Annotated in this window: 22 protein-coding genes; 17 read left to right on the top strand and 5 right to left on the bottom strand. The window is 70.6% G+C overall.

Annotated elements, in window-relative coordinates; genetic code table 11:
• The first annotated feature begins 8 nt into the window (after positions 1-8).
• The 4 genes from SXIM_RS18240 to SXIM_RS18255 are packed head-to-tail and all read left to right on the top strand — an operon-like array spanning position 9 to position 3,624.
• A complete protein-coding gene (locus SXIM_RS18240) occupies positions 9-887 on the top strand; it encodes a hypothetical protein (protein ID WP_046724690.1) in 879 nt (292 codons plus the stop codon).
• A complete protein-coding gene (locus SXIM_RS18245; RefSeq protein ID WP_168222775.1) occupies positions 877-1,890 on the top strand; it encodes an alpha/beta hydrolase in 1,014 nt (337 codons plus the stop codon). Before SXIM_RS18240 ends, SXIM_RS18245 begins: the two co-directional genes overlap by 11 nt.
• A complete protein-coding gene (locus SXIM_RS18250; RefSeq protein WP_030737472.1) occupies positions 1,865-2,416 on the top strand; it encodes a hypothetical protein in 552 nt (183 codons plus the stop codon). The genes SXIM_RS18245 and SXIM_RS18250 overlap by 26 nt, the downstream gene beginning before the upstream one ends.
• Positions 2,413-3,624 carry a cytochrome P450 gene (locus SXIM_RS18255; RefSeq protein ID WP_046724692.1) on the top strand — a complete coding sequence of 404 codons (1,212 nt, stop codon included), beginning with the start codon at positions 2,413-2,415 and terminating at the stop codon, positions 3,622-3,624. The genes SXIM_RS18250 and SXIM_RS18255 overlap by 4 nt, the downstream gene beginning before the upstream one ends.
• Here the strand turns inward: SXIM_RS18255 and SXIM_RS18260 are convergent.
• The gene (locus SXIM_RS18260; RefSeq protein ID WP_053116246.1) at positions 3,614-4,444 is read right to left on the bottom strand and encodes a GNAT family N-acetyltransferase; all 831 of its coding nucleotides are present in this window, start codon (positions 4,442-4,444) and stop codon (positions 3,614-3,616) included. The two genes, SXIM_RS18255 and SXIM_RS18260, sit on opposite strands and share 11 nt — an antisense overlap.
• Positions 4,445-4,669: 225 nt before the next feature.
• On the opposite strand from SXIM_RS18260, the gene SXIM_RS18265 reads away from it, so the two are divergent.
• Positions 4,670-5,422 (top strand): GntR family transcriptional regulator, encoded by a 753-nt coding sequence (locus tag SXIM_RS18265; protein ID WP_030737458.1) that lies wholly within the window; start codon positions 4,670-4,672, stop codon positions 5,420-5,422.
• Between the two features lie 6 nt (positions 5,423-5,428).
• Here the strand turns inward: SXIM_RS18265 and SXIM_RS18270 are convergent, their stop codons facing one another.
• The 3 genes from SXIM_RS18270 to SXIM_RS18280 form a co-directional block, all read right to left on the bottom strand.
• A complete protein-coding gene (locus SXIM_RS18270; RefSeq protein WP_046724693.1) occupies positions 5,429-7,909 on the bottom strand; it encodes an ATP-binding SpoIIE family protein phosphatase in 2,481 nt (826 codons plus the stop codon).
• A 158-nt stretch (positions 7,910-8,067) separates the two neighbouring features.
• A complete protein-coding gene (locus SXIM_RS27665) occupies positions 8,068-8,271 on the bottom strand; it encodes a hypothetical protein (RefSeq protein WP_030737453.1) in 204 nt (67 codons plus the stop codon).
• A gap of 108 nt (positions 8,272-8,379) precedes the next feature.
• Positions 8,380-9,006, bottom strand: a complete 627-nt coding sequence (locus tag SXIM_RS18280; RefSeq protein WP_053116247.1) for a TPM domain-containing protein — start codon at positions 9,004-9,006, stop codon at positions 8,380-8,382.
• Positions 9,007-9,168: 162 nt separating this feature from the next.
• On the opposite strand from SXIM_RS18280, the gene SXIM_RS18285 reads away from it, so the two are divergent.
• From SXIM_RS18285 to SXIM_RS18340, 12 genes are all read left to right on the top strand, one after another.
• Positions 9,169-11,190, top strand: coding sequence for an ABC transporter family substrate-binding protein (locus SXIM_RS18285; protein ID WP_046724694.1), 2,022 nt, complete (start codon positions 9,169-9,171; stop codon positions 11,188-11,190).
• Between the two features lie 145 nt (positions 11,191-11,335).
• On the top strand, positions 11,336-13,204 hold the full coding sequence (gene typA, locus SXIM_RS18290; protein ID WP_030737445.1) for a translational GTPase TypA: 1,869 nt from the start codon (positions 11,336-11,338) through the stop codon (positions 13,202-13,204).
• Positions 13,205-13,588: 384 nt separating this feature from the next.
• The gene (locus SXIM_RS18295; RefSeq protein WP_030737443.1) at positions 13,589-15,229 is read left to right on the top strand and encodes a peptide ABC transporter substrate-binding protein; all 1,641 of its coding nucleotides are present in this window, start codon (positions 13,589-13,591) and stop codon (positions 15,227-15,229) included.
• Positions 15,230-15,309: 80 nt separating this feature from the next.
• Entirely contained in the window at positions 15,310-16,239 is a 930-nt protein-coding gene (locus SXIM_RS18300) for an ABC transporter permease (RefSeq protein WP_030737440.1), read from the top strand.
• Entirely contained in the window at positions 16,232-17,194 is a 963-nt protein-coding gene (locus SXIM_RS18305; RefSeq protein ID WP_030737437.1) for an ABC transporter permease, read from the top strand. Before SXIM_RS18300 ends, SXIM_RS18305 begins: the two co-directional genes overlap by 8 nt.
• A gap of 14 nt (positions 17,195-17,208) precedes the next feature.
• Positions 17,209-18,252 carry an ABC transporter ATP-binding protein gene (locus tag SXIM_RS18310; RefSeq protein WP_376045445.1) on the top strand — a complete coding sequence of 348 codons (1,044 nt, stop codon included), beginning with the start codon at positions 17,209-17,211 and terminating at the stop codon, positions 18,250-18,252.
• Entirely contained in the window at positions 18,245-19,300 is a 1,056-nt protein-coding gene (locus SXIM_RS18315; protein WP_046724696.1) for an ABC transporter ATP-binding protein, read from the top strand. The genes SXIM_RS18310 and SXIM_RS18315 overlap by 8 nt, the downstream gene beginning before the upstream one ends.
• A 174-nt stretch (positions 19,301-19,474) precedes the next feature.
• Positions 19,475-21,106, top strand: a complete 1,632-nt coding sequence (locus tag SXIM_RS18320; RefSeq protein WP_046724697.1) for a peptide ABC transporter substrate-binding protein — start codon at positions 19,475-19,477, stop codon at positions 21,104-21,106.
• Between the two features lie 34 nt (positions 21,107-21,140).
• The gene (locus tag SXIM_RS18325) at positions 21,141-22,064 is read left to right on the top strand and encodes an ABC transporter permease (protein WP_030737430.1); all 924 of its coding nucleotides are present in this window, start codon (positions 21,141-21,143) and stop codon (positions 22,062-22,064) included.
• Positions 22,057-23,010, top strand: coding sequence for an ABC transporter permease (locus SXIM_RS18330; protein ID WP_030737427.1), 954 nt, complete (start codon positions 22,057-22,059; stop codon positions 23,008-23,010). Before SXIM_RS18325 ends, SXIM_RS18330 begins: the two co-directional genes overlap by 8 nt.
• 16 nt (positions 23,011-23,026) lie before the next feature.
• The gene (locus SXIM_RS18335) at positions 23,027-24,001 is read left to right on the top strand and encodes an ABC transporter ATP-binding protein (protein ID WP_030737424.1); all 975 of its coding nucleotides are present in this window, start codon (positions 23,027-23,029) and stop codon (positions 23,999-24,001) included.
• Positions 23,925-25,022 (top strand): ABC transporter ATP-binding protein, encoded by a 1,098-nt coding sequence (locus SXIM_RS18340; protein WP_425473468.1) that lies wholly within the window; start codon positions 23,925-23,927, stop codon positions 25,020-25,022. The genes SXIM_RS18335 and SXIM_RS18340 overlap by 77 nt, the downstream gene beginning before the upstream one ends.
• 4 nt (positions 25,023-25,026) lie before the next feature.
• Here SXIM_RS18340 and SXIM_RS18345 read toward each other — a convergent pair whose 3' ends face one another.
• On the bottom strand, positions 25,027-25,878 hold the full coding sequence (locus SXIM_RS18345; RefSeq protein WP_030737419.1) for an alpha/beta fold hydrolase: 852 nt from the start codon (positions 25,876-25,878) through the stop codon (positions 25,027-25,029).
• Positions 25,879-25,895: the final 17 nt, after the last annotated feature.

The following is a 25,895-nucleotide window of genomic DNA, read 5'->3' on the forward strand; positions in this document are numbered from 1 at the left end:
TGCGCCGTGTGTCGCACCTGATGAAGAAGGCGTTCCGGTCTCCGCGGATCGGCAGGCAGAGAGCACTCACCACGACCGAGCAGGTGAGCGCGCTCACCCACCTCGTCAACAGCCTGGAGGTGCTCGCCAACGAACGCGACCCGCGCAACGCCGTCCTGGCCGACTGGGACCTGCTGCGCGAGCGTTACGCCTGGGCGCCGCGACCCGTCCAGCGGGCCCTGGGCCTGGTCGCCAGGCCCGGAGTCAGCCGCGCCATCCACCTGGCGCGGGCGGCGGCGGCCGTCTCCCTGCTGATCCCCGGCACCCCGCGCCGGCACCGGGTGGCCACCGGGGCGTTCCTGTCCCTGAGTTCCGCCGTCACCAACCCGCGCCAGTACTTCGGTACGGACGGCTCGGACCAGGTCGCCTTCATGGTGCAGGGCGTCGCGGCCCTCGCGCGCTCCCAGGACACCCGGCCGGCGATCGTCGACGCGTGCCTGTGGTTCGTCGGGGTCCAGTCGGCCCTGTCGTACGCCACCGCCGGGGTGGCCAAACTCGCCGGGCCGCAGTGGCGCAACGGTGAGGCGCTGCCGCTGGTGCTGCGCACCGAGGCGTACGGTGACGGCGCCTCCTACGCCCTGGCGAAGCGCTACCCACGCGTCACCCGGGCCGTCGGCGCCGGCGTCATCGTCGTGGAGTGCGCCTTCCCGCTGGTGTTCGCCGGGAAGGGCCGGCTGACGGTGCCGATGCTGGCGACCACCGCCACCTTCCACGTCGTGAACGGCCGGGTCATGGGCCTGTCCCGCTTCGTGTGGGCGTTCCTGTCCACCTATCCGGCGGTTCTCTACGTCACACAGTCGACCGGGCGAGCGAGCGGAACGGGTGGTGCGGATGTCCGTGGCCGGTAGAAGCGACGTCCTGCCCCGGCTGACCGGCGGGCTGCTCGCCGGGGCCCTGGCCTGCGGCCTGGGCATGCGGTCGGCACGCCGGCGCCGTGTCGAACGCGGCGCGGGCGACGAGGAGTTCCTGGAGACCGGCGCGGGGAACCTCATCGCGTACACGCTCCACCGGGCCGCCCGGCCCCGGTTCCCCCAGGACCCCGTCCTGGTGTTCGTGCCCGGCCTGGGCACGCCGGTGGCCCGCTGGAGCGTGCTGCGCGAGGCCCTGAACCCCGGGTTCTCCGTCCTCACCCATGACCGCGCCGGCTACGGCAGAAGCCGCTACCGCAGCCGCGCCCCCTTCACCCTCGACGCGGCGCGCGCCGACCTGGTCGACGTCATCGCCGCGGTCCCGCCCGGCAGACCTGTGATCCTGGTCGGTCACGGGCTCGGCGGCCTGCTGGCCATGACCGCCCAGGAGACATCCCGGCGGCCCGTGGCGGGGCTGGTGCTGCTCGACCCGCGTTACCCGTCCGAGCTGGGCCGGTCCGCGCTGCTGCACAGCGGCTCGGAGCAGGTGGGCCACAACATGAGCCACATTCCGCTCTCCTGCGAACTGGGCCTGGCCCCGCTCCTGGCCGCCCCGCCCTGGGAGCGGCTCCTCACCGCCGAAGCACGGCGGCTGTGCCTGGACCAGTACCGCGACGCCGGCCTGTGGCGGGCGGCGCTGCGGGAATGGCGGGCCGCGCACACCGAACTCACCTCGGGCGCCCCGCCGAAGGTGACCGCCCCCGTCCACCTGGTGACCTCCGGACCGCGCAGCGCCCAGAGCCGCGCCTACGAGGAGTTCGGCGCGGAGCTGCTGGCCTCGGTGGAGCACGGCGGGCACACCGTGCTGGAGCGGGTGCAGCGGGACCAGGTGCCGCTGACACCGGAGTGCGTGACCGCCCTGGCCCGCGTCATCGAGGAGTTCACCGGAACAGCTGTCGAGGAATCAGGAGGACGGTATGCCGCACCGCACCACGCCGGGTGAACGAGGCGTCCAGCTGCTGCTCGCCGGATGGCTCGCGGTGACCGTGCTGAGCCAGCACCCGCAGCGCTCCTTCGACGCGCTGCGCCGGTACGACAAGGTCGGGGCGATCCCGAACTGGCGCTTCTTCGCCCCCTTCCCCATCCAGCACGACTATGTGCTGCTCTACCGGGTGGCCGGGGACGACGGCCAGGTCACTCCGTGGCGCCGCGCCATGGAGCGGCAGAAGCGCTCCTGGTCCTCGGTGGTGTGGTCACCGGGCCGCCGCGGCGAGAAGTCGGTGCTCGCGGTGTGCGCGGAGCTGGTGACGGACCTGTTGGCGGGCGGCCAGGAGGCGGTGCGCGACGGCGTCCCCGACCGGATGCTGCGCGCGTTCGTCCGGCAGGCGGCCCTGATGGACCCCGAGACGCCCGCGGACGGACGCCGCTGCCAGTTCCTGATCTGCGAGAGCGGCGGCTACGAGACCGCCATCGCGCCCAAGTTCCTGCACGCGTCCCCGTTCTTCGCCCTGCGACCGGAGGCGGAATGACGGACGCCCAGACGCTCCTGACGGGGCTCTTCTCCCCGGCCGGGCAGGCCGACCCCTACCCCGCCTACCGCGCGCTCCTGGCGGCGGGCCCGGTCCACCGCACCGGGAACCGGTTCTGGGTGCTGGGCCACGCCGAGGCGTACGAGGCCCTGCGCGACCCGCGGTTCCGGCTGGCGACACAGCCCCCGTCCGGCGCGGACGACGCGGCGGGGGAAGCGGCGGAGGACCAGCACCTGTTCGCCAGCTCCCTGCTCTACGTCCGGCCAGGTTCGCACGCCTGGATGCGGCGGCTGCTCTCCCAGCCGTTCTCGCCCCGGCGGCTGGAGGAGCTGCGGCCCATGATCTCCCGCAACGCGGGGCTGCTGCTGGACCGTCTCGACGAGCTCGGGCGCGGCGGCGGAAGCATCGACTTCCTGCGCGAGTTCGCCTACCCGCTGCCGATCGCGGTGATCAGCGAACTGGTCGGCGTGCCGCGCGCGGACCGGGACTGGTTCCGCGGGGAACTGCACCGGCACCTGGAGAACGTGCTCGCCCCGTCCGCGCCGGAGGAGGCCGCGGCGTCGTCCGGCGCCGTGGAGGAGTACTTCGCCGCGCTCATCGCCGAACGGCGCCGGAAGCCGGCGGACGACCTCATCAGCGAGCTGATCCTGGCGCAGGGCGGCGACGGCCGGGGCCTCAGCGACCGGGAACTGCTGGCGAACGTGGTCTTCCTGTACGTCGCCGGGTTCGAGACCACCTCCTACGCCATCGCCAACAGCGTCTTCCTCCTGCGCGACCGCCCGAAGGAGCGGGCGGCCATCGCCGCGAACGCGGCGGCCGCGGTGGGCTTCACCGATGAGGTCATCCGCTTCGACCCGCCCTCCCAGCTGGCCAATCTGCGCTGGGCGAGCCGGGACCTCTCGCTGGCCGGACACCGCGTTCCCGAGGGCTCGGCCGTGTCGGTGTGCCTGGGGGCGGCGAACCGGGACCCGGCGCGGTACCCCGACCCCGACCGCTTCGTTCCCGCCCGCGGCGGCGGCCCCTCCATCGCCTTCAGCGCGGGACCGCACTACTGCCTGGGCACCGGTCTCGCACGGCTGGAGACGCAGGAGGCGCTGCACCGGCTGTGCCGGCGCTTCCCCGATCTGCTGACCACCGACGAGCCGGTGCGCGGGCAGAGCTTCCCGATCCGGCGCTTCGCCTCGTTCCCCGTCGCGGTCAGCCCGTGAGCCGCCGCAGGAGCACCACGCCGCTCACCGGGTAGCCGAGGGCGTCGTAGAGCCGCAGGGCGGGCCGGTTGTCGGCGAAGACGCTGAGGCCCAGGGTGGAACACCCCAGGGACAGCGCCTCGTTCTCGGTGGCCCGCAGCAGGGCGCGGCCGTGCCCCCGGCCGCGGTGGGCCGGCGCGATCCGTACGTCGAGGACGAACGCCCTGGTCTGCGGGCCACGGGTCACAGCGGCCCACAGGTGTCCGACCGGCACGCCCCGGTGGGAGAGCGAACGGAGGACGTGCCGGTGCGAGTCGAGGCGGTTCGCGGTCAGGTCCGCCGCCCAGCGGCCGGCTCCCGCCTCCGCCTCGGCGGCCGGGATGCCGCCCCGGCGCAGGGCGTCGCGGTAGTCCGCGCGGAAGAGCGGCAGCCAGGCCAGGAAGCCGCGTTCGGTCAGGGCGTGGAGGGCGTACGCGCCGTCCACCGGCTGCTGGCCGCCCAGCGGTGTGCTGAGGGTGCGGGCCAGTTCGCGGTAGCCCAGCGCCCGGAACGCGGGCAGCAGGGGGTGGTCGGCGGTGGGCAGGGTCACCTGGGCGTAGCCGCAGCCGCGGGCGACGAGGCGTTCCCCGGCCGCGGTGATCGCCGCGCGGGCCCAGTGAAGGCCGGGGTCGGGGCGGGTGATCCGCAGGGTGTCGATCCGGCCTCCGGCGGAGCCGGCCGTCGTGGGTGCCGTCAGGCCCAGGTGGCCGATGGTGCCTTCCGGGTGCGCCCGGATCTCGGACACCCCGCTTCCCGGGATGTCGACGAGGTGGATGCCGCGTGTCGTGTCCCGTGTCGGCAACGGAAGCTCCTTCGGGAGAAGGCGGCCCAGTGTGCCATGGGGCGCGGCAGGGCGGTATGGGTGTGAACGGGCTGCGGCGGAACGGAACGTCGGCGATCCGTGCTGGTCACGGACGTGTCATCACTTCGGGTGATTCGGTGGCCAGCTCTTGCGGACGGCAACCCTCCGTTGTCAAGCTGTTGCTGTTTGTGAAATCAGCAGACGGATCAACGCCGGGGAGGGCTTATGCCATTCGGTGAGCAGCCCGCGTATCTGAAGGTGGCCGATGATCTGCGGCAGCAGATCGCCGATGGGACGCTGCCGCCGCACACCCGCCTCCCCTCGCAGGCGAGCATCCGGGCGCAGTACGGGGTCTCGGACACCGTCGCCCTGGAGGCGCGGAAGGTGCTGATGGCCGAGGGGCTGGTCGAGGGGCGCTCCGGTTCGGGGACCTATGTGCGGGAGCGGCCGGCGCCCCGGCGGATCTCGCGCAGCGGGTACCGGACGATGGGGGAGTGCTCGCCGTTCCGGCAGGAGCAGACCGACGAACGGGTGCGCGGCACCTGGGAGGGGCGCAGCGAGCGGGTCGCCGCCGGGGAGGCGGTGGCCGAGCGGCTGGCGATCTCGCCCCGGGACGCGGTGATGTGCACCCGTTATGTGTTCCGTTCCGGCAATGAGCCGGTGATGCTGTCCACCTCCTGGGAGCCGCTGGCCGTCACCGGCCGGACACCGGTGATGCTGCCCGAGGAGGGCCCGCTGGCGGGGCGCGGGGTGGTGGAGCGGATGGCGGCCATCGACATCCAGGTGGACAACGTCGCCGAGGAGGTCGGAGCCCGGCCGGCGCTGGCCGCCGAGGCGCGGGTGCTGGGCGGTCTCGCCGGGCATTCGGTGCTCGTCATCACCCGCACCTACCGGGCGGGCGGGCTGCCGGTGGAGACCGCCGACGTGGTGATCCCCGCCGACCGGTTCCGGATCGCTTACCACCTGCCGGTGAGATGAGCCCCGCTACGGCAGCAGCAGCTCGAACCACACCGTCTTGCCCCGGGCGGCCTGCCGGGTGCCCCAGCGCCGGGACTGACGGGCCACCAGGTGCAGGCCCCGGCCGCCCTCCTCCAGCAGGGAGGCGGTGCGCTCGTGCGGCGGGTCGGGGAGCCGGTCGGAGACCTCCACCAGCAGGGACGTGCCGCGCACCATCCGCACCTCGACCGGGCCGTGCGCGTACCGCAGGGAGTTGGTGACCAGCTCGCTCACCAGCAGCACCGTGGTGTCCACCAGGGGTTCGAGGTTCCAGTCGAGCAGCGCCCGGCGCACCGCGCGCCGGGCCTTGCGCGGGGCGTGCGGTTCGGGGGCGAAGATCCATTCCGCGGAGTTGCCCTCCGGCAGGCCGCTCAGCCGGGCGGCCAGCAGCGCGATGTCGTCGGAGGGGCCGGGTGCCCCGCCGCCGGGGCCCGCAGCGGGGCTCAGGCCCTCGATGATCCGGTCGCACATCTCCTCCAGCGGCGCCCCCGGGGTGCCCCTGGCCGCCAGCAGCGCGCACAGCCGCTCCAGGCCCGCCGTGATGGACTCACCGCGGGTCTCGATCAGGCCGTCGGTGTACAGCACGAGCGTCGAGTCCTCCGGGACGGTGATCCGCCGTTCCTCGAAGGGCACCCCGCCCACGCCGAGCGGGGCGCCGGAGGGCAGGTCCAGGGCGTCGGCCGACCACAGGCCCGTGGCGTCGTCCCGGGTCACCAGCACGGGCGGCAGATGCCCGGCCTTGGCCAGGACGCACGCGCGCGAGGCCGGGTCGTACACGGCGTACAGGCAGGTCGCCCACAGCTGGTCGTCCGGGGCCTGGGCCAGGTCCTCGCTGAGGTCGTCCACCCGGCGCAGCAGTTCGGCCGGGGCCAGCTCCAGGCCGGCCAGGGTGCGCACGGCGGTGCGCAGCCGGCCCATGGTGGCGGCGGCGCGCAGCCCGTGGCCCATCACGTCGCCGACCACGAAGGCGACCCGTCCGCCGGCCAGCGGGATGACGTCGAACCAGTCGCCGCCCACCTCGGTGCCCACGCTGCCGGGCACATAGCGGTGGCTGACGGACACGCCGGGCGGCTGCGGCACGTTCTGCGGCAGCAGGCTGCGCTGGAGGGTGAGGGCGGACTCCCGCTCCCGGGCGTACAGACGGGCGTTGTCCATGGAGATGCCGGCCCGTCCGGCCACCTCCATGGCCAGGGCCTGGTCCTCCCGGTCGAAGGCGGAGCGGCGGCCCGCCCGGGTGAGGATGATCAGCCCCAGTACGGTGCCGCGGGCGCGCAGCGGCAGGATCAGCATCGAGTGGATGCCGAGGTCCATGGCGGCGCGCACCTTGGCGGACTGGGCGCCCAGCTCGTCCGGTGAGCCGATCAGCAGCGGGTTGCCGGTGCGCAGCACGGTGCTGAACGGGGAGCCGGGCTCGAAGGTGATGCGCTCGCCGGCCTCCAGGGCGGTGTCGGTGTGGGTGCTGTGCTGCTTGGCGGCGGTGCCCAGCTGGAGGACGGGTGTGTCCGGAAGCTGTTCGGCGGTGGGCAGCTCGCCGCCGTGCGCGACGGGGGCGAGCAGTTCCACGGCGGCGTAGTCGGCGAACCGGGGCACCAGCAGCTGGGCGAGTGAGCCGGCGATCAGGCGTACGTCCAGCAGGTCGCCGAGCGAGCTGCCGATGTCGTCCAGCATGGCGAGCCGCTGCCTGGCCCGTTCGATGCGGTCCAGGGCCTCGCGGCGTTCGGTGATGTCCGTGACGGTGGAGCTGACGCCGACGGTGCGCCCGTCGCGGTCGGTGAGCCGTCCGAAGGACAGGGAGTGGGCCCGTACTCCGTCGGGCGCGGGGGTGATCAGGTCGGTGACCGAGTGGCCGCTGCGCAGGACATCGCCCTGGACGGCGTACACCTTCTGGGCCATGGGGGCGGGGAGGATGTCCAGCAGGGTCTTGCCGAGCAGTTCGGCGGGGGTGGCGTCGTGCATGCGGGCGAGCGCCTCGTTGACGCGTACCAGCCGCTGTTCGGTGTCGAAGACGCCGATGCCCAGCGGGGAGGCGGTGAACAGGGCGTCGAAGGCGGCCAGGTCCTGTTCGATGCCGGTCATCCGGGTGGTCTCCACCAGGTTGGCCAGGATGAACGGGGTGCCGCCGGCGTCCAGCAGCAGGGCGGCGCGGCCCTCCAGCTGGATGATGTGCCCGTCGCGGTGGCGCAGCGGCAGCCGGCCGCGCCAGTGTCTGCGGTTGCGCAGGGTGGCGTGGATGCGCGCGACGGTGGCGGGGGTGTGGCCGGGGGCGAGCATGTCGGTGAGGCGGCGGCCCACCGCGTCGCGGTCGGGCCAGCCCAGCAGCTCACGGGCCATGGGGCTCCACAGCCGGATGGTGCCGCGCTCGTCCAGCATGATGATCGCCACGCGCAGCACATCGAGCAGTGAGCGCTCGTCGCTCCGGGCCGAGGGGACCGGGGTCAGTCCGGACGGCTCGGACGGGTTGGTCGTCACACGCTCCTGCCCCCGCTCGGGTACGTCTTCTCCGGATGATAACGGTATCCGGATAAATCGGACCAATCGTCCGATACCCATCGGGTTGATCGGGGAGGGCGGCGCGCTCCCCGGTATGGCCCAGCGGTGCGGCGTGGTGGTGGCGTGTCTGGTGCCGCTCAGCGGCGGGCGCGGACCCCGGCTTCCACCCGTTCGACCAGATACCGGCCGGGCTCGGTGACGGGGCGTACGCCGGCGCCGGATTCCAGCCGTCTGATGAGGCGTTGCGCTTCGGCGCGGGTGGCGCAATGCCCTATGCGATAGCGACTGCCGTTTTCATCCTGCCGGATCACCTGCCACGGGCGCAGGTTGCTGTCGTTCATTCCTCACCCCCGGTCTGCATATGCCAGACCATACGCCTGTGCCTCACCCCGCGCACACGGATTGGCCGAGGGACCGGCCAACAACCTCCGCCCAATGGCCGGTTGTCGTCACGTGCCGGGCGGGCCGCGACGGCCCTGGGTACCGCGTACCACCAGATAACAGATCACCGCGACCCCCGCGGCGAGCAGCGCGAGCGGCAGTACCGTCTCGATGCCGCCGCCCGCCGGAGGCTCTCCCGCCTCGGGGGCCCCGGTGGACGGCGCGGGGACGGGGATGCGCTCCCCCTCACGCACCGCCGCGAGCCCCCGCGCCGCGCCGATCGCCGCGCCCGCCCAGTCGCGGCGCCCGACCGCGGGCGCCACCGCCATCCGTCCGATCTCCTCGATCTGTTCCCGCGTCAGCCCCGAGGCGGCGTCCACCGAGAAGGCGTACGCGCGCTGCGCGGTCGCCACCGCGAGCAGCACCGCGTGGGCGTCCAGCTGGTTCCGCTCCGCCGTGGCGTCGGCCCACGTCTGGGCGTCGAGACCGGAGAAGTCACGGACATAGGCGGCGTACACCTGAAGGCCCTCCCCGGAGGCCGCCTCGCCGATCGCCTCGCGCACCTGGGCGGCCCGGCCGCCCAGGGCGTCCGCCCGGTCGGTGACCCCGCCCTCGCCGGTCAGCTCGACGGGGTGCTCGGCCGGCAGCAGCAGCGCCGCGGTCCCGGCCAGCGCGGTGAGGCATCGCAGCAGCACCCCTTGACGCTATGCGGGCCGCCGCGGCCGCGCCGGATCCGGTACGCCGCTCGGGTGGGCGGGCGCCCGGCGTACGCCGTGTCGCCGCCATCGCGCCCCTCACGTCGCCTTCAGTGGGACATCTGCCGTTGATACGTGTGATGAGCTGACCGGAGGTACGGCATGCGCCCCCCAGTGACCCGCCGCCACGGGCCGAGGCCGCTGGCCTTGCTGCTCGCCGGGGCCCTGTCCCTGGCCGCCGCCCTCACCGGCTGCGGCAGCGACACCGGACCCACCCGCTCCGGGGCCTCCGGCGCCGCACAGTCGCTCGCCCTCGCCGACCGCACCGAACTGCGCACCGGCGGCACCGTGCGCTGGGGGGTCGCCGAACTGCCCGCCACCTTCAACGCCTTCGCGCCGGAGGCCGGGCCGGTCACCGACCAGGTGGCCGCCGCCGTTCTGCCGGCGCTGTTCACGCTCGACGAGCGGGGCCGGCCACAGCTGAACACCGACTACCTCAGGTCGGCCGAGATCACCACGCGCGAGCCGCGCCAGACCGTCGTCTACACCCTGCATCCCGAGGCCACCTGGAGCGACGGACGGGCGATCGGCGCCGAGGACTTCATCGCCCAGTGGCGGGCGCTCGGCGGCGGCGAGGGCAGCCACCCGGCGGCCCGCAACGCCGGCTACGACCGGGTGGAGAACGTCACCGCCGGACCCGGCGAGCACCAGGTGCAGGTCACCTTCGCCAAGCCCTACGCGGACTGGAAATCGCTGTTCACCCCGCTGTACCCGAAGGCCGTCACCGAGGACGCCGCCGTGTTCGGCACCGGCTCGCGCGAGGCACTGCCCGCCACCGCGGGACCGTTCGCACTGGGGAAGGCGGACCGCGAGGCCGGCACCCTGGCCCTGGTGCGCGACGACACCTGGTGGGGCGATCCGGCGCTGCTGGACGAACTGGTCCTGACCGTGGTGCCCGACGCCGAACGCGGCGCCGCCCTGGAGGCCGGCTCCCTGGACGTGCTGGAGATCGACCCCGACGACGCCGACCGCGTCACCGAGGCGGACGACGGCGCGTACTCCGTGCACCGCGCCTACGCCCCCGCCTACACCCAGCTCGCCCTCAACGGCCGCTCCGGGCCGCTGAAGGACGAACGGGTCCGCTGGGCGGTGGCCCGCGCCATCGACCGCGAGGCGCTCGCCGCCGCCGTGCACGAACCGGCCGGACTGCCCGTCCGCTCGCTCGGCAGCCATCTGCGGACCCTGGACCAGATCGGGTACGAGGACAACAGCGAGGCGCTCGGCACCTTCGGCACGAAGATCGCCGGCTCCCTGCTGGACGACGCCGGCTGGGAGGGCGGGCCCGGCTCCGAGGGCGAGGACGGCGCCGCAGCCGAGCAGGACGAACAGAACGCCGCCGCGGACCCGGCAGCCGGCCCGCCGTCCGCCCTCGTCTCCGGGCCGCTGCCCGCCGCCCAGCCCGCCGCCCGGCAGCAGGCCGCCCTGCTGCGCCAGGCCGCCGGCGCCCAGCGCGAACTGGCTGAGGCCGACGCCGACGCCGACGCCGACGGCGCCGAGGACGCCGAGAAGCAGGCCGTTCAGCTGGAGGAGGAGGCCGCCCGCACCGAGGCGGCGGCCGACGACCTCGCCGACCGCTCGGCCGGCGCCGTCCGCACCGACCAGAACGGCACGGCACTCAGCCTGCGCTTCGTCGTCCCGGACGGGGAGGCCGGCGCCCGCCAGCGGCAGATCGCGGACCGCATCACGGCCATGCTCGCCGCCACCGGGGTCCGCGCCGTGATCACCGAGGTCCCGGCGCACACCTTCTTCACCGACCACATCAGCACCGGCGACTTCGACCTCGCCCTGTACTCCTGGCCCGCCAGCGGTTACCCGGCCACCGACGCCGCCCCGCTGTTCGCCAAGCCGTACCAGGAGCCGGACGGCGGCCTCACCGTCCAGCAGAACTACACCCGCATCGGCACCGACCACATCGACCAGCTGCTGGCCCAGGCGGCGGGTGAGCTGGACGAGGAGGAGCACCACCGGCTGCTCAACGAGGCCGACGCCCGGCTGTGGGCGACCGCCGGATCCATCCCGCTCTTCCAGCGCCCGCAGCTCGTCGCCGTCGACCCGGCGCTGGCCGGGGTGGGCGCCTTCGGCCTGGCCACCCCCCGTTACCAGGACATCGGCTACCGCGCCTGAGCGTCACCACGCCCCCGCCGCGCTCGCCCCGGATCCCCGGCGCGAGCGCGGCGGCACGCCGGGCCCCGTACGATAGCGGGACAGGCCGGTGTACATATCTGCCGAGCCGTCTCACTCCCTCGTCTCGGAAGAAGCACCGTCAGCCATGCCCACGCGCCATGACATCCGCAACGTCGCCATCGTCGCCCACGTCGATCACGGCAAGACGACGCTGGTCGACGCCATGCTCAAGCAGGCGGGAGCCTTCGCCGCCCACCAGCAGGTCGACGACCGGGTGATGGACTCCGGCGATCTGGAGCGCGAGAAGGGCATCACCATTCTCGCGAAGAACACCGCCGTCAAGTACCACCCCAAGGGCGGCGGCACCCCGATCGTCATCAACATCATCGACACCCCCGGCCACGCCGACTTCGGCGGTGAGGTCGAGCGCGGCCTGTCCATGGTCGACGCCGTCGTCCTGCTCGTGGACGCCTCCGAGGGCCCGCTGCCGCAGACCCGCTTCGTGCTGCGCAAGGCGCTGTCCGCGAAGCTGCCCGTCATCCTGTGTGTGAACAAGACCGACCGGTCCGACGCCCGGATCGCCGAGGTCCTCGACGAGACCTACGACCTCTTCCTCGACCTGGACGCCGACGAGAACCAGATCGAGTTCCCCATCGTCTACGCCTGCGCCCGCGACGGCATCGCCTCGCTGACCCAGCCCGCCGACGGCACGGTCCCGGCCGACAGCGACAGCCTGGAGCCCTTCTTCTCCACCCTGCTGTCCGCCGTGCCCGCCCCGGTGTACGAGGAGGAGGCCCCGCTCCAGGCGCACGTCACCAACCTGGACGCGGACAACTTCCTGGGCCGGATCGCGCTGTGCCGTGTCAAGCAGGGCGAGCTGCGCAAGGGCCAGTCGGTGGCCTGGCTCAAGCGGGACGGCTCGCAGCAGCAGGTGCGCATCTCCGAGCTGCTGATGACGGACGGCCTCACCCGCAAGCCGGCCGAGGTGGCGGGCCCCGGCGACATCTGCGCCGTGGCCGGCATCCCGGACATCATGATCGGCGAGACCCTCGCCGACCCGGAGAACCCGGTGGCGCTGCCGCTGATCACGGTGGACGAGCCGGCCATCTCCATGACCATCGGCACCAACACCTCGCCGCTGGTCGGCAAGGGCGGCAAGGGCCACAAGGTCACCGCGCGCCTGGTCAAGGACCGCCTGGACCGGGAGCTGGTCGGTAACGTCTCGCTGCGGGTGCTGCCCACCGAGCGTCCCGACGCCTGGGAGGTGCAGGGCCGCGGTGAGCTGGCGCTGGCCATCCTGGTGGAGCAGATGCGCCGTGAGGGCTTCGAGCTGACGGTCGGCAAGCCCGAGGTGGTCACCCGGGAGATCGACGGCAAGACCCACGAGCCGGTCGAGCGGATGACCATCGACGCCCCGGAGGAGTTCCTGGGTGCCATCACCCAGCTGATGGCGTCGCGCAAGGGCCGCATGGAGACCATGACCAACCACGGCTCCGGCTGGGTGCGGATGGAGTTCCTGGTGCCCTCGCGCGGGCTCATCGGGTTCCGCACCGAGTTCCTGACCGACACCAAGGGCACCGGCATCGCGCACAGCATCTTCGAGGGCCACGAGCCGTGGGTGGGCGAGCTGCGCACCCGGCAGAGCGGCTCCCTGGTGGCCGACCGCGCCGGCAAGGCCACCCCCTTCGCGATGATGAACCTCCAGGAGCGCGGCACGATCTTCATCGAGCCGGGCACCGAGGTGTACGAGGGCATGCTCGTCGGCGAGAACTCGCGCGCCGATGACATGGACGTCAACATCACCAAGGAGAAGAAGCTCACCAACATGCGGGCGGCGTCCTCGGACACGACCGAGAATCTCGTTCCGCCGCGCAAGCTCTCCCTGGAGCAGTCGCTGGAGTTCTGCCGTGAGGACGAGTGCGTCGAGGTCACCCCGACCGAGGTGCGGATCCGCAAGGTGCAGCTCGACCAGCGGGATCGGGCGCGCGCCGCGTCGCGGGCGAAGCGTCAGTAACGACCCGGGCTCTACCCGGCAGTAGCTCTCCGTTCAGCGCGGGCTACCGGATGTATCGAATTCTGTCAAGGTTCGATCCGGTCGTCCGCGCTGAGTTGTGTTCGTTATGCGAACGGAATGGGGCGACCTTCGTCACATGAGTCCGCATATCGGTGACTCCAGGGGGTGGGTATGTCCTTATTGTCTGATCTCACCTCCCTATCTTCATCAAAATGAAATCGGCGATCGGTGGTTCACCGAAGTTTTATGCCCAATAGTTGGGGGCATTGCGCTCAGGCTTTCGCCGAGCGCGGCCGCAGGACGCTTTGGGTATTCAACGCGTGTTGACAACCTCCGAGTCTGCGGTTTTCCAGCAACGAACCGGACTCCCAAGGAGGCAAGCCCATGCGTGGTGCGCGCAGCGCCAAGTGGGCCGCAGTGGCGATCGTTGTGGCCCTGGCCGCGACCGCCTGTGGTAGCGATGACGACAAGGGCGGCAGCGGCGACGGCGGCAACGCGTCCGGCAACGCCTCGGGCATCGTCAAGGTGGACGGCGGCGAGCCCCAGTCCGCTCTGGTCCCCACCAGCACCAATGAGCAGTTCGGCTCACTGGTGATCAAGAACGTCTTCGCCAACCTGCTGGACTTCGAGGACGACGGCTCCATCAAGTACGTCGCGGCCGAGTCCATCGAGTCGAACGACGACGCCTCCGTGTGGACCGTGAAGCTGAAGGACGGCTTCACCTTCCATGACGGTGAGAAGGTCACCGCCCAGCACTACGTGGACGCCTGGAACTGGGCCGCCAACGTGGACAACGGCCAGAGCCAGAGCGCCTGGTTCGAGGACATCGAGGGCTACGCCGATGTCCACCCGTCGGAGGAGGGCGCTGAGCCCACCGCCGACACCATGTCCGGTCTGAAGGTCGTCGACGACAGCACCTTCGAGATCACGCTGGCGAACCCGGTCTCGTACTACGAGTACAAGCTGGGCTACCACGTCTTCGCGCCGCTGCCCTCCAGCTTCTACGAGGACCCGGATGGCTTCGGCCAGGCGCCGATCGGCCAGGGCCCGTACGAGTTCACCAGCTGGACGCACAACGAGAAGATCACCCTCACCACCTACGCCGACTACGCCGGTCCGAACAAGGCGCAGAACGGCGGCGTGGAGATCATCGCGTACGACAACCTGAGCACCGCCTACCAGGACCTCCAGTCCGGCAACCTGGACGTGCTCCGTCAGGTCGACCCCAAGGACCTGCCGGTCTACCAGGACGACCTGGGCGACCGCGCCATCGCGCAGCCGTACAACGCCACCCAGTCCATCGTCCCGGCCTTCTACGCCGGCTGGGGCGACCTGGACGACCCGTCCAAGGTCCTCCAGGGTGTCTCGATGGCGATCGACCGGGAGACCATCACCCAGACGGTCCTCAACGGCTCGCGGACCCCGGCCGACAGCTTCACCCCGCCCGGCGTCTTCGGTCACCTGGAGAACGCCGCCGACGGCAAGACCGACTTCAACCCGGAGGAGGCCCGCCGTCTGGTCGAGGAGGGTGGCGGCGTCCCCGGCGACAAGATCACCCTGCAGATCAACGGTGACGGCGGTCACGCCGAGTGGGCCACCGCGGTCTGCAACGACATCATCAAGAACCTGGACGTCGAGTGCGTCCTGGACACCAAGCCGGACTTCGCGACCGACCTGGCCGACCGCCGCGCCGACAAGGTCAAGAGCATGTACCGGGGTGGCTGGCTGCAGGACTACCCGCTGAACGTCAACTTCCTGCGGGACCTGTACAGCTCCACCGCGCCGTCCAACTACGGCCGCTACAGCAACGAAGAGGTCGACAACCTCTTCAAGCAGGGTGACCAGGCCGGTTCCTTCGACGAGACGGTCGCCGCCTACCAGGAGGCCGAGAAGGTCCTCTGGGAGGACATGCCCGCCATTCCGCTCTGGTACCAGAACGTGAACGGTGGCTACTCGGAGAACGTCGAGAACGTCCACTTCGACGTCGCCGGCCAGCCGGTGATCGAGGACATCACGGTCAAGTAAGACCGCTGCTGCAAGGGGGCCGGTGGCCGCTTCCGTGACCCGGAGCGGCCACCGGCCCTGCCGACTGACATGGAGGAACGATGGGGCGCTACGTCGCGCGGCGACTGCTCCAGATGATCCCGGTGTTCGTGGGGGCGACCTTCATCATCTTCATGATGATGTACGCCCTGCCGGGTGACCCGATAGCCGCACTGTGGGGCGAGCGTGCCCCCGACCCGGCTCAGATGGCCCAGATGAAGAAGGAACTGGGCCTGGACCTGCCGATCATGCAGCAGTACTGGAACTACCTCATCGGGGTCTTCCAGGGTGATTTCGGCGTCCAGATCGCCAGCAGACGCCCGGTCATGGATGTGATCGGTGACGCGCTCCCCGCCACCCTCAGACTCACCCTGATGGCGTTCGTCTTCACGGCCGTCGTCGGCATCGCCATGGGCCTGATCGCCGGGCTGCGGGCCGGCAAGAAGACCGACAGCGGCGTCCTCTTCGTCACCCTGCTACTGATCTCGGTCCCCAGCTTCGTGCTCGGTTACCTGGTGCAGACCTACTTCGGTGTGAAGCTCGGCTGGATCACCCCCTCCGTGCAGGACTCGGAGAACTGGGGCGAACTGCTGCTCCCCGCGATGGTGCTGGCCGCGCTCTCCCTCGCCTATGTCGCGCGGCTGACGCGTACCTCGGTCGCGGAGAACAAGCGCTCTGACTACATGCGCACCGCCCGCGCCAAGGGCCTCACTCAGCGCCGGGCCGTCAGTGTCCATCTGATGCGCAACTCCATGATCCCGGTCGTCACCTTCCTGGGCGTGGACCTCGGCAACCTGATGACCGGTGCGATCGTCACCGAGGGCATCTTCAACGTGAACGGCATCGGCCGGGCGGTCTTCCGGGCGCTCAACACCCGTGAGGGCTCCACGGTCGTCGGCATCGTGACCTTCATGATCGTCGTCTATCTCGTTGTCTCCCTGCTCGTCGACCTGCTCTACGCGGTCCTGGACCCGAGGATTCGCTATGCCTGAGGCTCCTGACACCACGGCGACCACCAAGGGCGGCGAGACGGTCAAGACCCCCGACGGGGTGCTGGTCGCCGAGGCCGGCCCGCCGCCGGGCAGGCCGAGCAGCCTGTGGTCGGACGCCTGGCGCGATCTGCGGCGCAAGCCCAAGTTCGTGATCCCGGCGATCATCATCCTGTTCCTGCTGTTCGTCGCGGCGTTCCCCTCGGTGTTCACCTCAGAGACCCCGCGGCTGGGCGACCTGACCCAGCACTACCTGCAGAAGCCGGAACTGACCCACTTCTTCCAGCCCGACTGGTTCGGTTACGACCAGCAGGGCCGCAGCATCTACGCCCGCGTGGTGTACGGCACGCGGGCCTCGGTGATCATCGGTATCTCGGTGACCGCGCTGGTGCTGGTGGCCGGCGGGCTCATCGGCATGCTGGCCGGCTACTTCGGCGGCTGGATCGACGCGGTGCTCTCCCGGGTCACCGACACCTTCATGGGCATCCCCTTCATGCTGGGCGCCATGGTCGTGCTGGTCTCCTTCAACGCCCGCACCGAGTGGGTGGTGATCCTGGCCCTGGCCTTCCTGGGCTGGACCACCGTGGCCCGGGTGATGCGCGGTTCGGTGATCACCATCAAGCAGGCCGACTACGTGCAGGCCGCCCGTTCGCTGGGCGCCGGTACCGGCCGGATCCTGCTGCGACACATCCTGCCGAACGCCGCCGCCCCGGTGATCGTGGTGGCCATGGTGGCGCTGGGCGGGTACATCACCGCCGAGGCCACGCTCTCGTACCTGGGCATCGGTCTTTCCGACCCGGCGATCTCCTGGGGCGGGGACATCAACTCCGCTCGGGACCAGATCCGGGTGGCCGAGCACATCCTGATCTTCCCCTCGATCGCGCTGAGCGTGACCATCCTGTCCTTCCTGATGTTGGGTGACGCCGTGCGCGATGCCCTCGATCCCAAGCTGCGCTGAGGGAGTTGACGCGCGTGTCGATCGAACCGGTCGAAATCACCCCGGCGGACGCCCCCGGCGTACCGCTGCTGGAGGTCCGTGACCTCCATGTGGAGTTCCACACCCGGGAGGGCGCGGCCCACGCCGTCAACGGCGTGAGCTACACCGTGGACGCCGGCGAGACGCTGGCCGTCCTCGGTGAGTCCGGCTCCGGCAAGTCGGTGACCGCCCAGACCATCATGGGCATCCTCGACATGCCGCCCGGGAAGATCACCGGTGGGGAGATCCTCTTCAAGGGCCAGGACATGCTCAAGATGTCCGAGGCCCAGCGCCGGAAGATCCGCGGCAACCAGATCGCGATGATCTTCCAGGACGCGCTGTCCTCCCTGAACCCGGTGCTCTCGGTGGGCTTCCAGCTGGGCGAGATGTTCCGGGTGCACCGGGGCGCCTCGCGCAAGGAGGCCAAGGCCAAGGCCATCGAGCTGATGGACCGGGTGCGCATCCCGGCGGCCAAGGAGCGGGTGAACGACTACCCGCACCAGTTCTCCGGCGGTATGCGCCAGCGCATCATGATCGCGATGGCGCTCGCCCTGGAGCCCGACGTGATCATCGCGGACGAGCCGACCACGGCCCTGGACGTCACCGTCCAGGCGCAGGTCATGGACCTGCTGGCCGAGCTCCAGCGCGAGCACAACATGGGGCTCATCCTCATCACCCACGACCTGGGTGTGGTCGCGGACGTCGCCGACAAGATCGCGGTGATGTACGCGGGCCGGATCGTGGAGAACGCCCCGGTGCACGAGCTGTACAAGCGGCCTGCGCACCCGTACGCCAAGGGCCTGCTGGAGTCGATACCGCGTCTTGACCTCAAGGGCCAGGAGCTGTACGCGATCTCCGGTCTGCCGCCGAGCCTGACCGCCGTGCCGGGCGGCTGTGCCTTCAACCCGCGCTGCCCGCTGGCCACCGACCAGTGCCGTACGGACGTTCCGCCGCTGGTGCAGGTCACCGAGCGGGACGGCATCCCGATCACCGGGCGGTCCAGCGCCTGCCACCTGTGGAAGGAGACGCTCCATGGCTGACCTCGGCAAGGCCGCGAGCGAGCGCGAGCCGATCCTGGAAGTGCGCAATCTCGTCAAGCACTTCCCGCTCACCCAGGGCATCCTCTTCAAGAAGCAGATCGGCGCGGTCAAGGCCGTCGACGACATCTCCTTCGCCCTGTACCGGGGAGAGACGCTGGGGATCGTCGGCGAGTCGGGCTGCGGCAAGTCCACCGTGGCGAAGCTGCTGATGAACTTGGAGAAGCCCACCTCGGGGGAGATCTTCTACAAGGGCGAGGACATCAGCAAGCTGTCCGGGCGGGCGCTGAAGGCGGTGCGGCGGAACATCCAGATGGTGTTCCAGGACCCGTACACCTCGCTCAACCCCCGGATGACGGTCGGTGACATCATCGGCGAGCCGTTCGAGATCCACCCCGAGGTGGCGCCCAAGGGCGACCGGCGCCGCAAGGTGCAGGAGCTGCTGGAGGTCGTGGGGCTGAACCCGGAGTACATCAACCGGTACGCCCACCAGTTCTCCGGCGGCCAGCGGCAGCGCATCGGGATCGCCCGGGGCCTGGCGCTCAACCCGGAGATCATCGTGTGCGACGAGCCCGTCTCGGCGCTGGACGTGTCGGTGCAGGCGCAGGTCATCAACCTGATGGACAAGCTCCAGAACGAGTTCGAGCTGTCGTACCTGTTCATCGCGCACGACCTGTCGATCGTGCGGCACATCTCCGACCGGGTCGGCGTGATGTACCTGGGGAAGATGGCGGAGATCGGGAGCGACACCGAGATCTACGACCACCCGACCCACCCGTACACCCAGGCGCTGCTGTCGGCGGTGCCGCAGGCCGATCCGGAGGGCCGGGAGTCGCGGGAGCGGATCATCCTCACCGGGGACGTTCCCTCGCCGGCGAACCCGCCCTCGGGCTGCCGCTTCCGTACCCGGTGCTGGAAGGCGCAGGACCGGTGCGCGCAGGAGCTGCCGCTGCTGGCGGTGCCCGAGCGGTTCCGCGAGGCGGGCGGCGGGGCGGCGCACGAGTCGGCCTGTCACTTCGCGGAGGAGAAGGACGTGGTGGGCGCCTCGTGACCTTGTCACCGCGCTGACCAGGAGGACGGCCACGGCCGCCGGGCATCTCGGATGTCCGGCGGCCGTCGGCATGTGAGGGATGAGGGCGTGTCGGCGCGCCCATAAAGAGGATCTTGTGATGAAAGGTCCTATATTGCCTTAATGCGACTTTCGGTAGTCCAAGGAGGCCATCCCATGCGTGCAGCCACCCGACTGACCTGGGCCATCGCCGCCACGACGGCCCTCGCCCTGACCGCGACCGCCTGTGGCGGCAACGGCACCGCGAGCGGCAGTGCCGGGGTCGTCCGCGCCTCCTGGGGAGACCCCCAGCACCCCCTGGAGCCCGCCAACACCAACGAGGTACAGGGCGGCAAGGTCCTCGACATGATCTTCCGCGGTCTCAAGCGCTACGACCCGGAGACCGGCGAGGCCAAGGACGAGATGGCCGAGTCCATCGAGACCACCGACCAGCAGAACTTCACCGTCAAGATCAAGTCCGGCTGGACCTTCTCCGACGGCACCCCGGTCACCGCCGCGTCCTACGTCGATGCCTGGAACTACGGCGCCAATCTGAAGAACGCGCAGATCAGCAGCTACTTCTTCCAGTTCATCGAGGGCTATGACGCCGTCCACCCCGCCGACGAGAACGCCACCCCCTCCGCGGACACCATGAGCGGCCTGAAGGTCGTCGACGACCACACCTTCACCGTCAAGCTCAACGAGCCGTTCTCCCTGTGGCCCGAGACGCTCGGCTACGCCGCCTACTCCCCGCTCCCGCGGGCCTTCTTCGACGACCACGCCACCTGGCTCAACAAGCCGATCGGCAACGGCCCGTACAAGATCGACACGTACACCAAGAGCCAGAGCATGAAACTGGTGAAGTACGAGGAGTACGCCGGCCCCGACAAGGCCCAGAACGAGGGCGTGGAGCTGCGCGTCTACACCGACAACAACACGGCGTACACCGATCTGCAGGCCGGCAACCTCGACGTCATCGACGACGTGCCCGCCTCCCAGCTCAAGAACGCCCAGAAGGACCTCGGCGACCGCTACATCAACCAGCCGGCCGGCATCATCCAGACCGTCGCCTTCCCCGTCACCCAGGACGGCTGGACCAGCCCCGAATCCGCCAAGGTGCGCCAGGGCCTGTCCATGGCGATCGACCGCCAGGAGATCACCTCCAAGATCTACTTCGACACCCGCACCCCCGCCACCGACTTCACCTCACCCGTCCTGGGCGACGCCGGCGGCTACCAGGAAGGGCTGTGCGGCGAGTACTGCACCTATGACCCCGAGCGGGCCAAGCAGCTGATCGAGGAGGGCGGCGGACTGCCCGGAGGCAAGATCACCCTCAGCTCCAACGTGGACACCGGATCGCACCGGCAGTGGATGGACGCCGCCTGCAACAGCATCAACAACGCCCTGGACGACACCGGGGCCTGCACCGTCAACCCGGTGCCCACCTTCGCCGACTTCCGCAACCAGATCACCGAGGGCCGCATCAGCGGCATGTTCCGCAGCGGCTGGCAGATGGACTACCCGCTCATCCAGAACTTCCTCCAGCCGCTGTACTACACCAACGCCTCCTCCAACGACTCCCGTTACAGCAGCCCCGAGTTCGACCGGCTCATCAACGAGGCCAACTCCGCCTCCGACGAGGCCGAGGCCATCGGCAAGTTCCGCGACGCCGAGAAGGTCCTCGTGCAGGACATGCCCGCCATCCCGCTGTGGTACCAGAACGGGACCGCCGGCTACTCCACCCGCGTCAGCGACGTGAAGCTCAACCCCTTCTCCGTCCCCGTCTACACGGACATCAAGGTCAGCTGACAGACACCAGCCACCGCAGCGGAGGTCCCCCCACATGGGGCGCTACGTCGTACGACGCCTGCTCCAGATGATCCCGGTGTTCATCGGCGCCACCTTCCTCATCTTCGTGATGGTGTACGCGCTCGGCGACCCGGTCGCCGCCCTGTTCGGCGACCGGGCCCCCGACCCCGCCACCGCACGCCAACTGCGCGCCGAGTTCCACCTCGACAAGCCCGTGTGGCAGCAATACCTGCTCTACATGGGCAACATCCTCTCCGGGGACTTCGGCACCGCCTTCAACGGCGAGAAGGTCACCGACCTGATGGGCCGCGCCTTCCCCATCAGCTTCCGGCTGATGCTCACCGCCCTGGTCATCGAACTGGTGCTGGGCATCCTCCTCGGCGTCATCACCGGGCTGCGCCGGGGCCGGGTCTTCGACACCTCCGTGCTGATGGCCACCCTCGTCGTCATCGCCATCCCCACCTTCGTCCTGGGCACCACCGCCCAGTTCTTCCTCGGTGTCCAACTCGGCTGGATCAACCCCGCCGTCAGCCCCGAGGGCCGCTTCGGCGAACTCATCGTGCCCGGCTGCATCCTCGCCCTGGTCTCGCTGGCGTACGTCACCCGCCTCACCCGCACCTCGGTCGCCGAGAACACCCGCGCCGACTACATCCGCACCGCCGTCGCCAAGGGCCTGCCGCGCCGCCGGGTGACCGTCCGCCACCTGCTGCGCAACTCCCTCATCCCGGTGGTCACCTACCTCGGCGCCGACATCGGCACCCTGATGGCCGGCGCCATCGTCACCGAACGGATCTTCAACATCCAGGGCGTCGGCTTCCAGCTCTACCAGGGCATCCTGCGGCAGAACTCGCCCACGGTGGTGGGCTTCGTGGTGGTCCTGGTGCTGATCTTCCTGCTCGCCAATCTGCTGGTCGACCTCCTGTACGCCGTGCTCGACCCGAGGATTCGCTATGACTGAACCCCCACCGGTCGGACCGCCCGAAGGGCCCATCGCCATCGCGGCGGGCGACGGCCGGGGCGAGCCCCCGCCCGTCACCGGAACCGAACCCGGCCGCCCCCGCAGCCTGTGGTCGGACGCCTGGCACGATCTGCGCCGCAACCCGGTCTTCATCGTCTCCGCGCTGCTGATCTGCTTCCTGGTGCTGATCTCCATCTGGCCCTCGCTGATCGCCACCGAGTCCCCGCTGCGCTGCCAGCTCTCCCGTTCCCTGGAGGGCGCCTCCGCCGGGCACTGGTTCGGCTTCGACACCCAGGGCTGCGACGTCTACACCCGCACGGTGTACGGGGCCCGCGCCTCGATCGCGGTCGGCGTCTGCGCCACCCTGGGCGTCGCCCTGGTCGGGACCGTCGTCGGCGGCCTCGCCGGCTTCTTCGGCGGCTTCTGGGACGCGCTGCTGTCCCGGGTGACGGACATGTTCTTCGGCATCCCGCTGATCCTGGGCGCCATCGTCTTCCTCAGCATGATCAAGCTCTCCGGGATCTGGCCGGTGGTCCTGGTGATCGCCGCGCTCAGCTGGCCCCAGATCGCCCGCATCGCGCGCGGCGCCGTCATCACCGCCAAACAGAACGACTACGTGCAGGCGGCCAGGGCGCTGGGCGCCTCCAGCTCCCGCATCCTGCTGCGGCACATCCTGCCCAACGCCATCGCCCCGGTGATCGTCATGGCGACCATCATGCTGGGCACCTTCATCGCGCTGGAGGCGACACTCAGCTACCTCGGCGTCGGCCTGCGCCCGCCCACCGTCTCGTGGGGCGTGGACATCTCGGCCGCCTCCACCGGCATGCAGTTCCGCAACGCCCCGCACATCCTGCTCTACCCGGCCGCCGCGCTGTCGCTGACGGTCCTGGCCTTCATCATGCTCGGCGACGCGGTCCGCGACGCCCTCGACCCCAAGCTGCGCTGACCGGAGGCTGACCGTCATGCTGCTGGAAGTCCAGGACCTCCAGGTCGAATTCGCCACCCGCGACGGCGTGGTGAAGGCCGTCAACGGCGTCACCTACGCGGTGGACGCCGGCCAGACCCTGGCCGTGCTCGGCGAGTCGGGCTCCGGCAAGTCGGTGACCGCCCAGGCCATCATGGGCATCCTCGACTCACCGCCCGGCCGCATCGCCGGCGGCTCCATCCGCTTCCAGGGCCAGGACCTGCTGACCATGGGCCGCGATGACCGGCGCAGGATCCGCGGCGAGAAGATGGCGATGATCTTCCAGGACGCGCTGTCCTCCCTCAACCCCGTGCTCCCGGTGGGCTACCAGCTGGGCGAGATGTTCCAGGTGCACCGGGGCGCCTCGCGCAAGGAGGCCAGGGCCAAGGCCATCGAGCTGATGGACCGGGTCCGCATCCCGGCGGCGAAGGAACGGGTGGGCGACTACCCGCACCAGTTCTCCGGCGGCATGCGGCAGCGCATCATGATCGCGATGGCGCTCGCCCTGGAACCCGACCTGATCATCGCGGACGAGCCGACCACCGCCCTGGACGTCACCGTGCAGGCACAGGTGATGGACCTGCTCGCCGAACTCCAGCAGGAGTACCGGATGGGGCTCATCCTCATCACCCACGACCTGGGCGTCGTCGCGGACACCGCCGACGTCATCGCCGTCATGTACGCGGGCAAGATCGTGGAACACGCCCCGGTGGACGCCCTGTACCGGCGGCCGGCCCACCCGTACACCAAGGGCCTGCTCGACTCGATCCCCCGCCTGGACCGCAAGGGCCAGGACCTGTACGCGATCTCGGGGCTGCCCCCCAACCTGGCGAAGATCCCCGCCGGCTGCTCCTTCCATCCCCGCTGCCCGATCGCCCGCGACCGGTGCGCGGTGGATGTGCCCCCGCTGTACGAGGTCTCCGCCGACCGCTCCAGCGCCTGCCACTACTGGAAGGAGACGATCGGTGACTGAGCCGCTGCTGGAAGTGGAGGGTCTGGTCAAACACTTCCCGCTGACCCAGGGCATCCTGTTCCAGCGCCAGATCGGCGCGGTCCAGGCGGTGGACGGCGTCTCGTTCACGCTGGCGCCGGGGGAGACCCTGGGCATCGTGGGGGAGTCGGGCTGCGGCAAGTCCACCGTGGCCAAGCTGGTGATGAGCCTGGAACAGCCCACCGCGGGCCACATCCGCTACAAGGGCGAGGACATCACCCAGCTGTCCGGGCGGGCCCTGAAGGCGGTGCGGCGGAACATCCAGATGGTGTTCCAGGACCCGTACACCTCGCTCAACCCCCGCATGACGGTCGGCGACATCATCGGCGAGCCCTACGAGATCCACCCCGAGGTGGCCCCCAAGGGCGACCGGCGCCGCAAGGTCCAGGACCTGCTGGACGTGGTCGGCCTGAACCCGGAGTACATCAACCGCTACCCCCACCAGTTCTCCGGCGGCCAGCGGCAGCGCATCGGCATCGCGCGCGGTCTGGCGCTCAACCCCGAGATCATCGTGGCGGACGAACCCGTCTCCGCCCTGGACGTCTCCGTCCAGGCCCAGGTGGTGAACCTGCTGGACCGGCTGCAGAACGAGTTCGGCCTGTCCTACATCGTCATCGCCCACGATCTGTCGATCGTGCGGCACATCTCCGACCGGATCGGCGTGATGTACCTCGGGAAGATCGTGGAGACCGGCACCGAGACCGAGATCTACGACCACCCCACGCACCCGTACACCCAGGCGCTGCTGTCCGCCGTTCCGGTGCCCGACCCGGCGCAGAGCGGGCTGCGCGAGCGCATCATCCTCTCCGGTGACGTCCCCTCCCCGGCCAACCCGCCCTCGGGCTGCCGCTTCCGCACCCGCTGCTGGAAGGCCCAGGAGCTGTGCACCCAGGTGGAGCCGCCGCTGACGGTCCCCGAGGTCTTCACCGACCCCACGACCGGGGCCCACCACCCTTCGGCCTGCCACTTCGCGGAGGAGAAACGCACGGTGGCGGGGGCGTAGCGGGCTACGCGTCGAGGAATTCCAGCGCCCGCGCGACGAACGCGTCGTGGTACTGGAAGATCCCCCCGTGCCCGGCGTCGGGGTAGAGGGGGATGAGTTCGGCGTGGGGCAGCCGGTCGGCCAGGTCGAGGGTGTTCTCGCTGGGCACCATCCGGTCGCTCTCCCCGTTCGCCACCAGTGCGGGTTGCCGGATCCGCGACAGGTCGGCGGGCATCTGGCCGCCCCATCGGTGGATGGCCTTCAGCTGGGCGCGGAACGAGGACAGGGTGATGGCCTTGTCGCGGCGGTCCGTGCGCTCCTTCAGCCGTTCAAGGAAGGCATCCGCCGCGCGCCGGCCGTTCTCGGTATCGGTGAAGAAGAGGAACCGCTTGGGATCGTTGCGGGTCACCAGGCCCTTCAGCGTGGCCCGGATGGTGAGCGGCGTCACCTTGTCGATGCCGGGGCCACCGGCCGGGCCGGTGCCCGCCAGGATGATCCTGCGCACGAGGTCCGGCTCCTCCGCCGCGATGACCTGGGTGATGAAGCCGCCCATCGACAGGCCGAGCAGATCGACCCGGTCGAATCCCAGGGCCCGGATGAAGCGCACCGCGTCGTGGGCCATGGCCTCGACGGTGTCGGGCGTGGCGCCGCCCGACGCGCCGACGCCGCGGTTGTCGAAGGTGATCACCCGGCGCCGGGCGGCGAGTCCGTCGATGACCCGCGGGTCCCAGTTGTCCAGGACCGCCGCCAGGTGGTTGAGGAGGATCAGTGGTACGCCGCCCTCGGGTCCCAGCTCCCGGTAGACGAAGTCGACGCCGTGCAGGGGAACGGAGCGGGTGGGCGCGTTCTGGTGGGAGGACGGGGCAGGTGCGTTCATGACCGGGTCCTTGGGGG

The organism is Streptomyces xiamenensis (assembly GCF_000993785.3).
In the GTDB taxonomy this organism is placed as follows: Bacteria; Actinomycetota; Actinomycetes; order Streptomycetales; family Streptomycetaceae; genus Streptomyces; species Streptomyces xiamenensis.

Coding starts and splice junctions, on each gene's coding strand:
- typA (WP_030737445.1), top strand. CDS start 11,336: ATGCCCACGCGCCATGACATCCGCAACGTCGCCATCGTCGCCCACGTC.
- SXIM_RS18300 (WP_030737440.1), top strand. CDS start 15,310: ATGGGGCGCTACGTCGCGCGGCGACTGCTCCAGATGATCCCGGTGTTC.
- SXIM_RS27665 (WP_030737453.1), bottom strand. CDS start 8,271: ATGAACGACAGCAACCTGCGCCCGTGGCAGGTGATCCGGCAGGATGAA.
- SXIM_RS18320 (WP_046724697.1), top strand. CDS start 19,475: ATGCGTGCAGCCACCCGACTGACCTGGGCCATCGCCGCCACGACGGCC.
- SXIM_RS18335 (WP_030737424.1), top strand. CDS start 23,027: ATGCTGCTGGAAGTCCAGGACCTCCAGGTCGAATTCGCCACCCGCGAC.
- SXIM_RS18330 (WP_030737427.1), top strand. CDS start 22,057: ATGACTGAACCCCCACCGGTCGGACCGCCCGAAGGGCCCATCGCCATC.
- SXIM_RS18315 (WP_046724696.1), top strand. CDS start 18,245: ATGGCTGACCTCGGCAAGGCCGCGAGCGAGCGCGAGCCGATCCTGGAA.
- SXIM_RS18255 (WP_046724692.1), top strand. CDS start 2,413: ATGACGGACGCCCAGACGCTCCTGACGGGGCTCTTCTCCCCGGCCGGG.
- SXIM_RS18265 (WP_030737458.1), top strand. CDS start 4,670: ATGCCATTCGGTGAGCAGCCCGCGTATCTGAAGGTGGCCGATGATCTG.
- SXIM_RS18295 (WP_030737443.1), top strand. CDS start 13,589: ATGCGTGGTGCGCGCAGCGCCAAGTGGGCCGCAGTGGCGATCGTTGTG.
- SXIM_RS18285 (WP_046724694.1), top strand. CDS start 9,169: ATGCGCCCCCCAGTGACCCGCCGCCACGGGCCGAGGCCGCTGGCCTTG.
- SXIM_RS18305 (WP_030737437.1), top strand. CDS start 16,232: ATGCCTGAGGCTCCTGACACCACGGCGACCACCAAGGGCGGCGAGACG.
- SXIM_RS18325 (WP_030737430.1), top strand. CDS start 21,141: ATGGGGCGCTACGTCGTACGACGCCTGCTCCAGATGATCCCGGTGTTC.
- SXIM_RS18250 (WP_030737472.1), top strand. CDS start 1,865: ATGCCGCACCGCACCACGCCGGGTGAACGAGGCGTCCAGCTGCTGCTC.
- SXIM_RS18345 (WP_030737419.1), bottom strand. CDS start 25,878: ATGAACGCACCTGCCCCGTCCTCCCACCAGAACGCGCCCACCCGCTCC.
- SXIM_RS18340 (WP_425473468.1), top strand. CDS start 23,925: ATGTGCCCCCGCTGTACGAGGTCTCCGCCGACCGCTCCAGCGCCTGCC.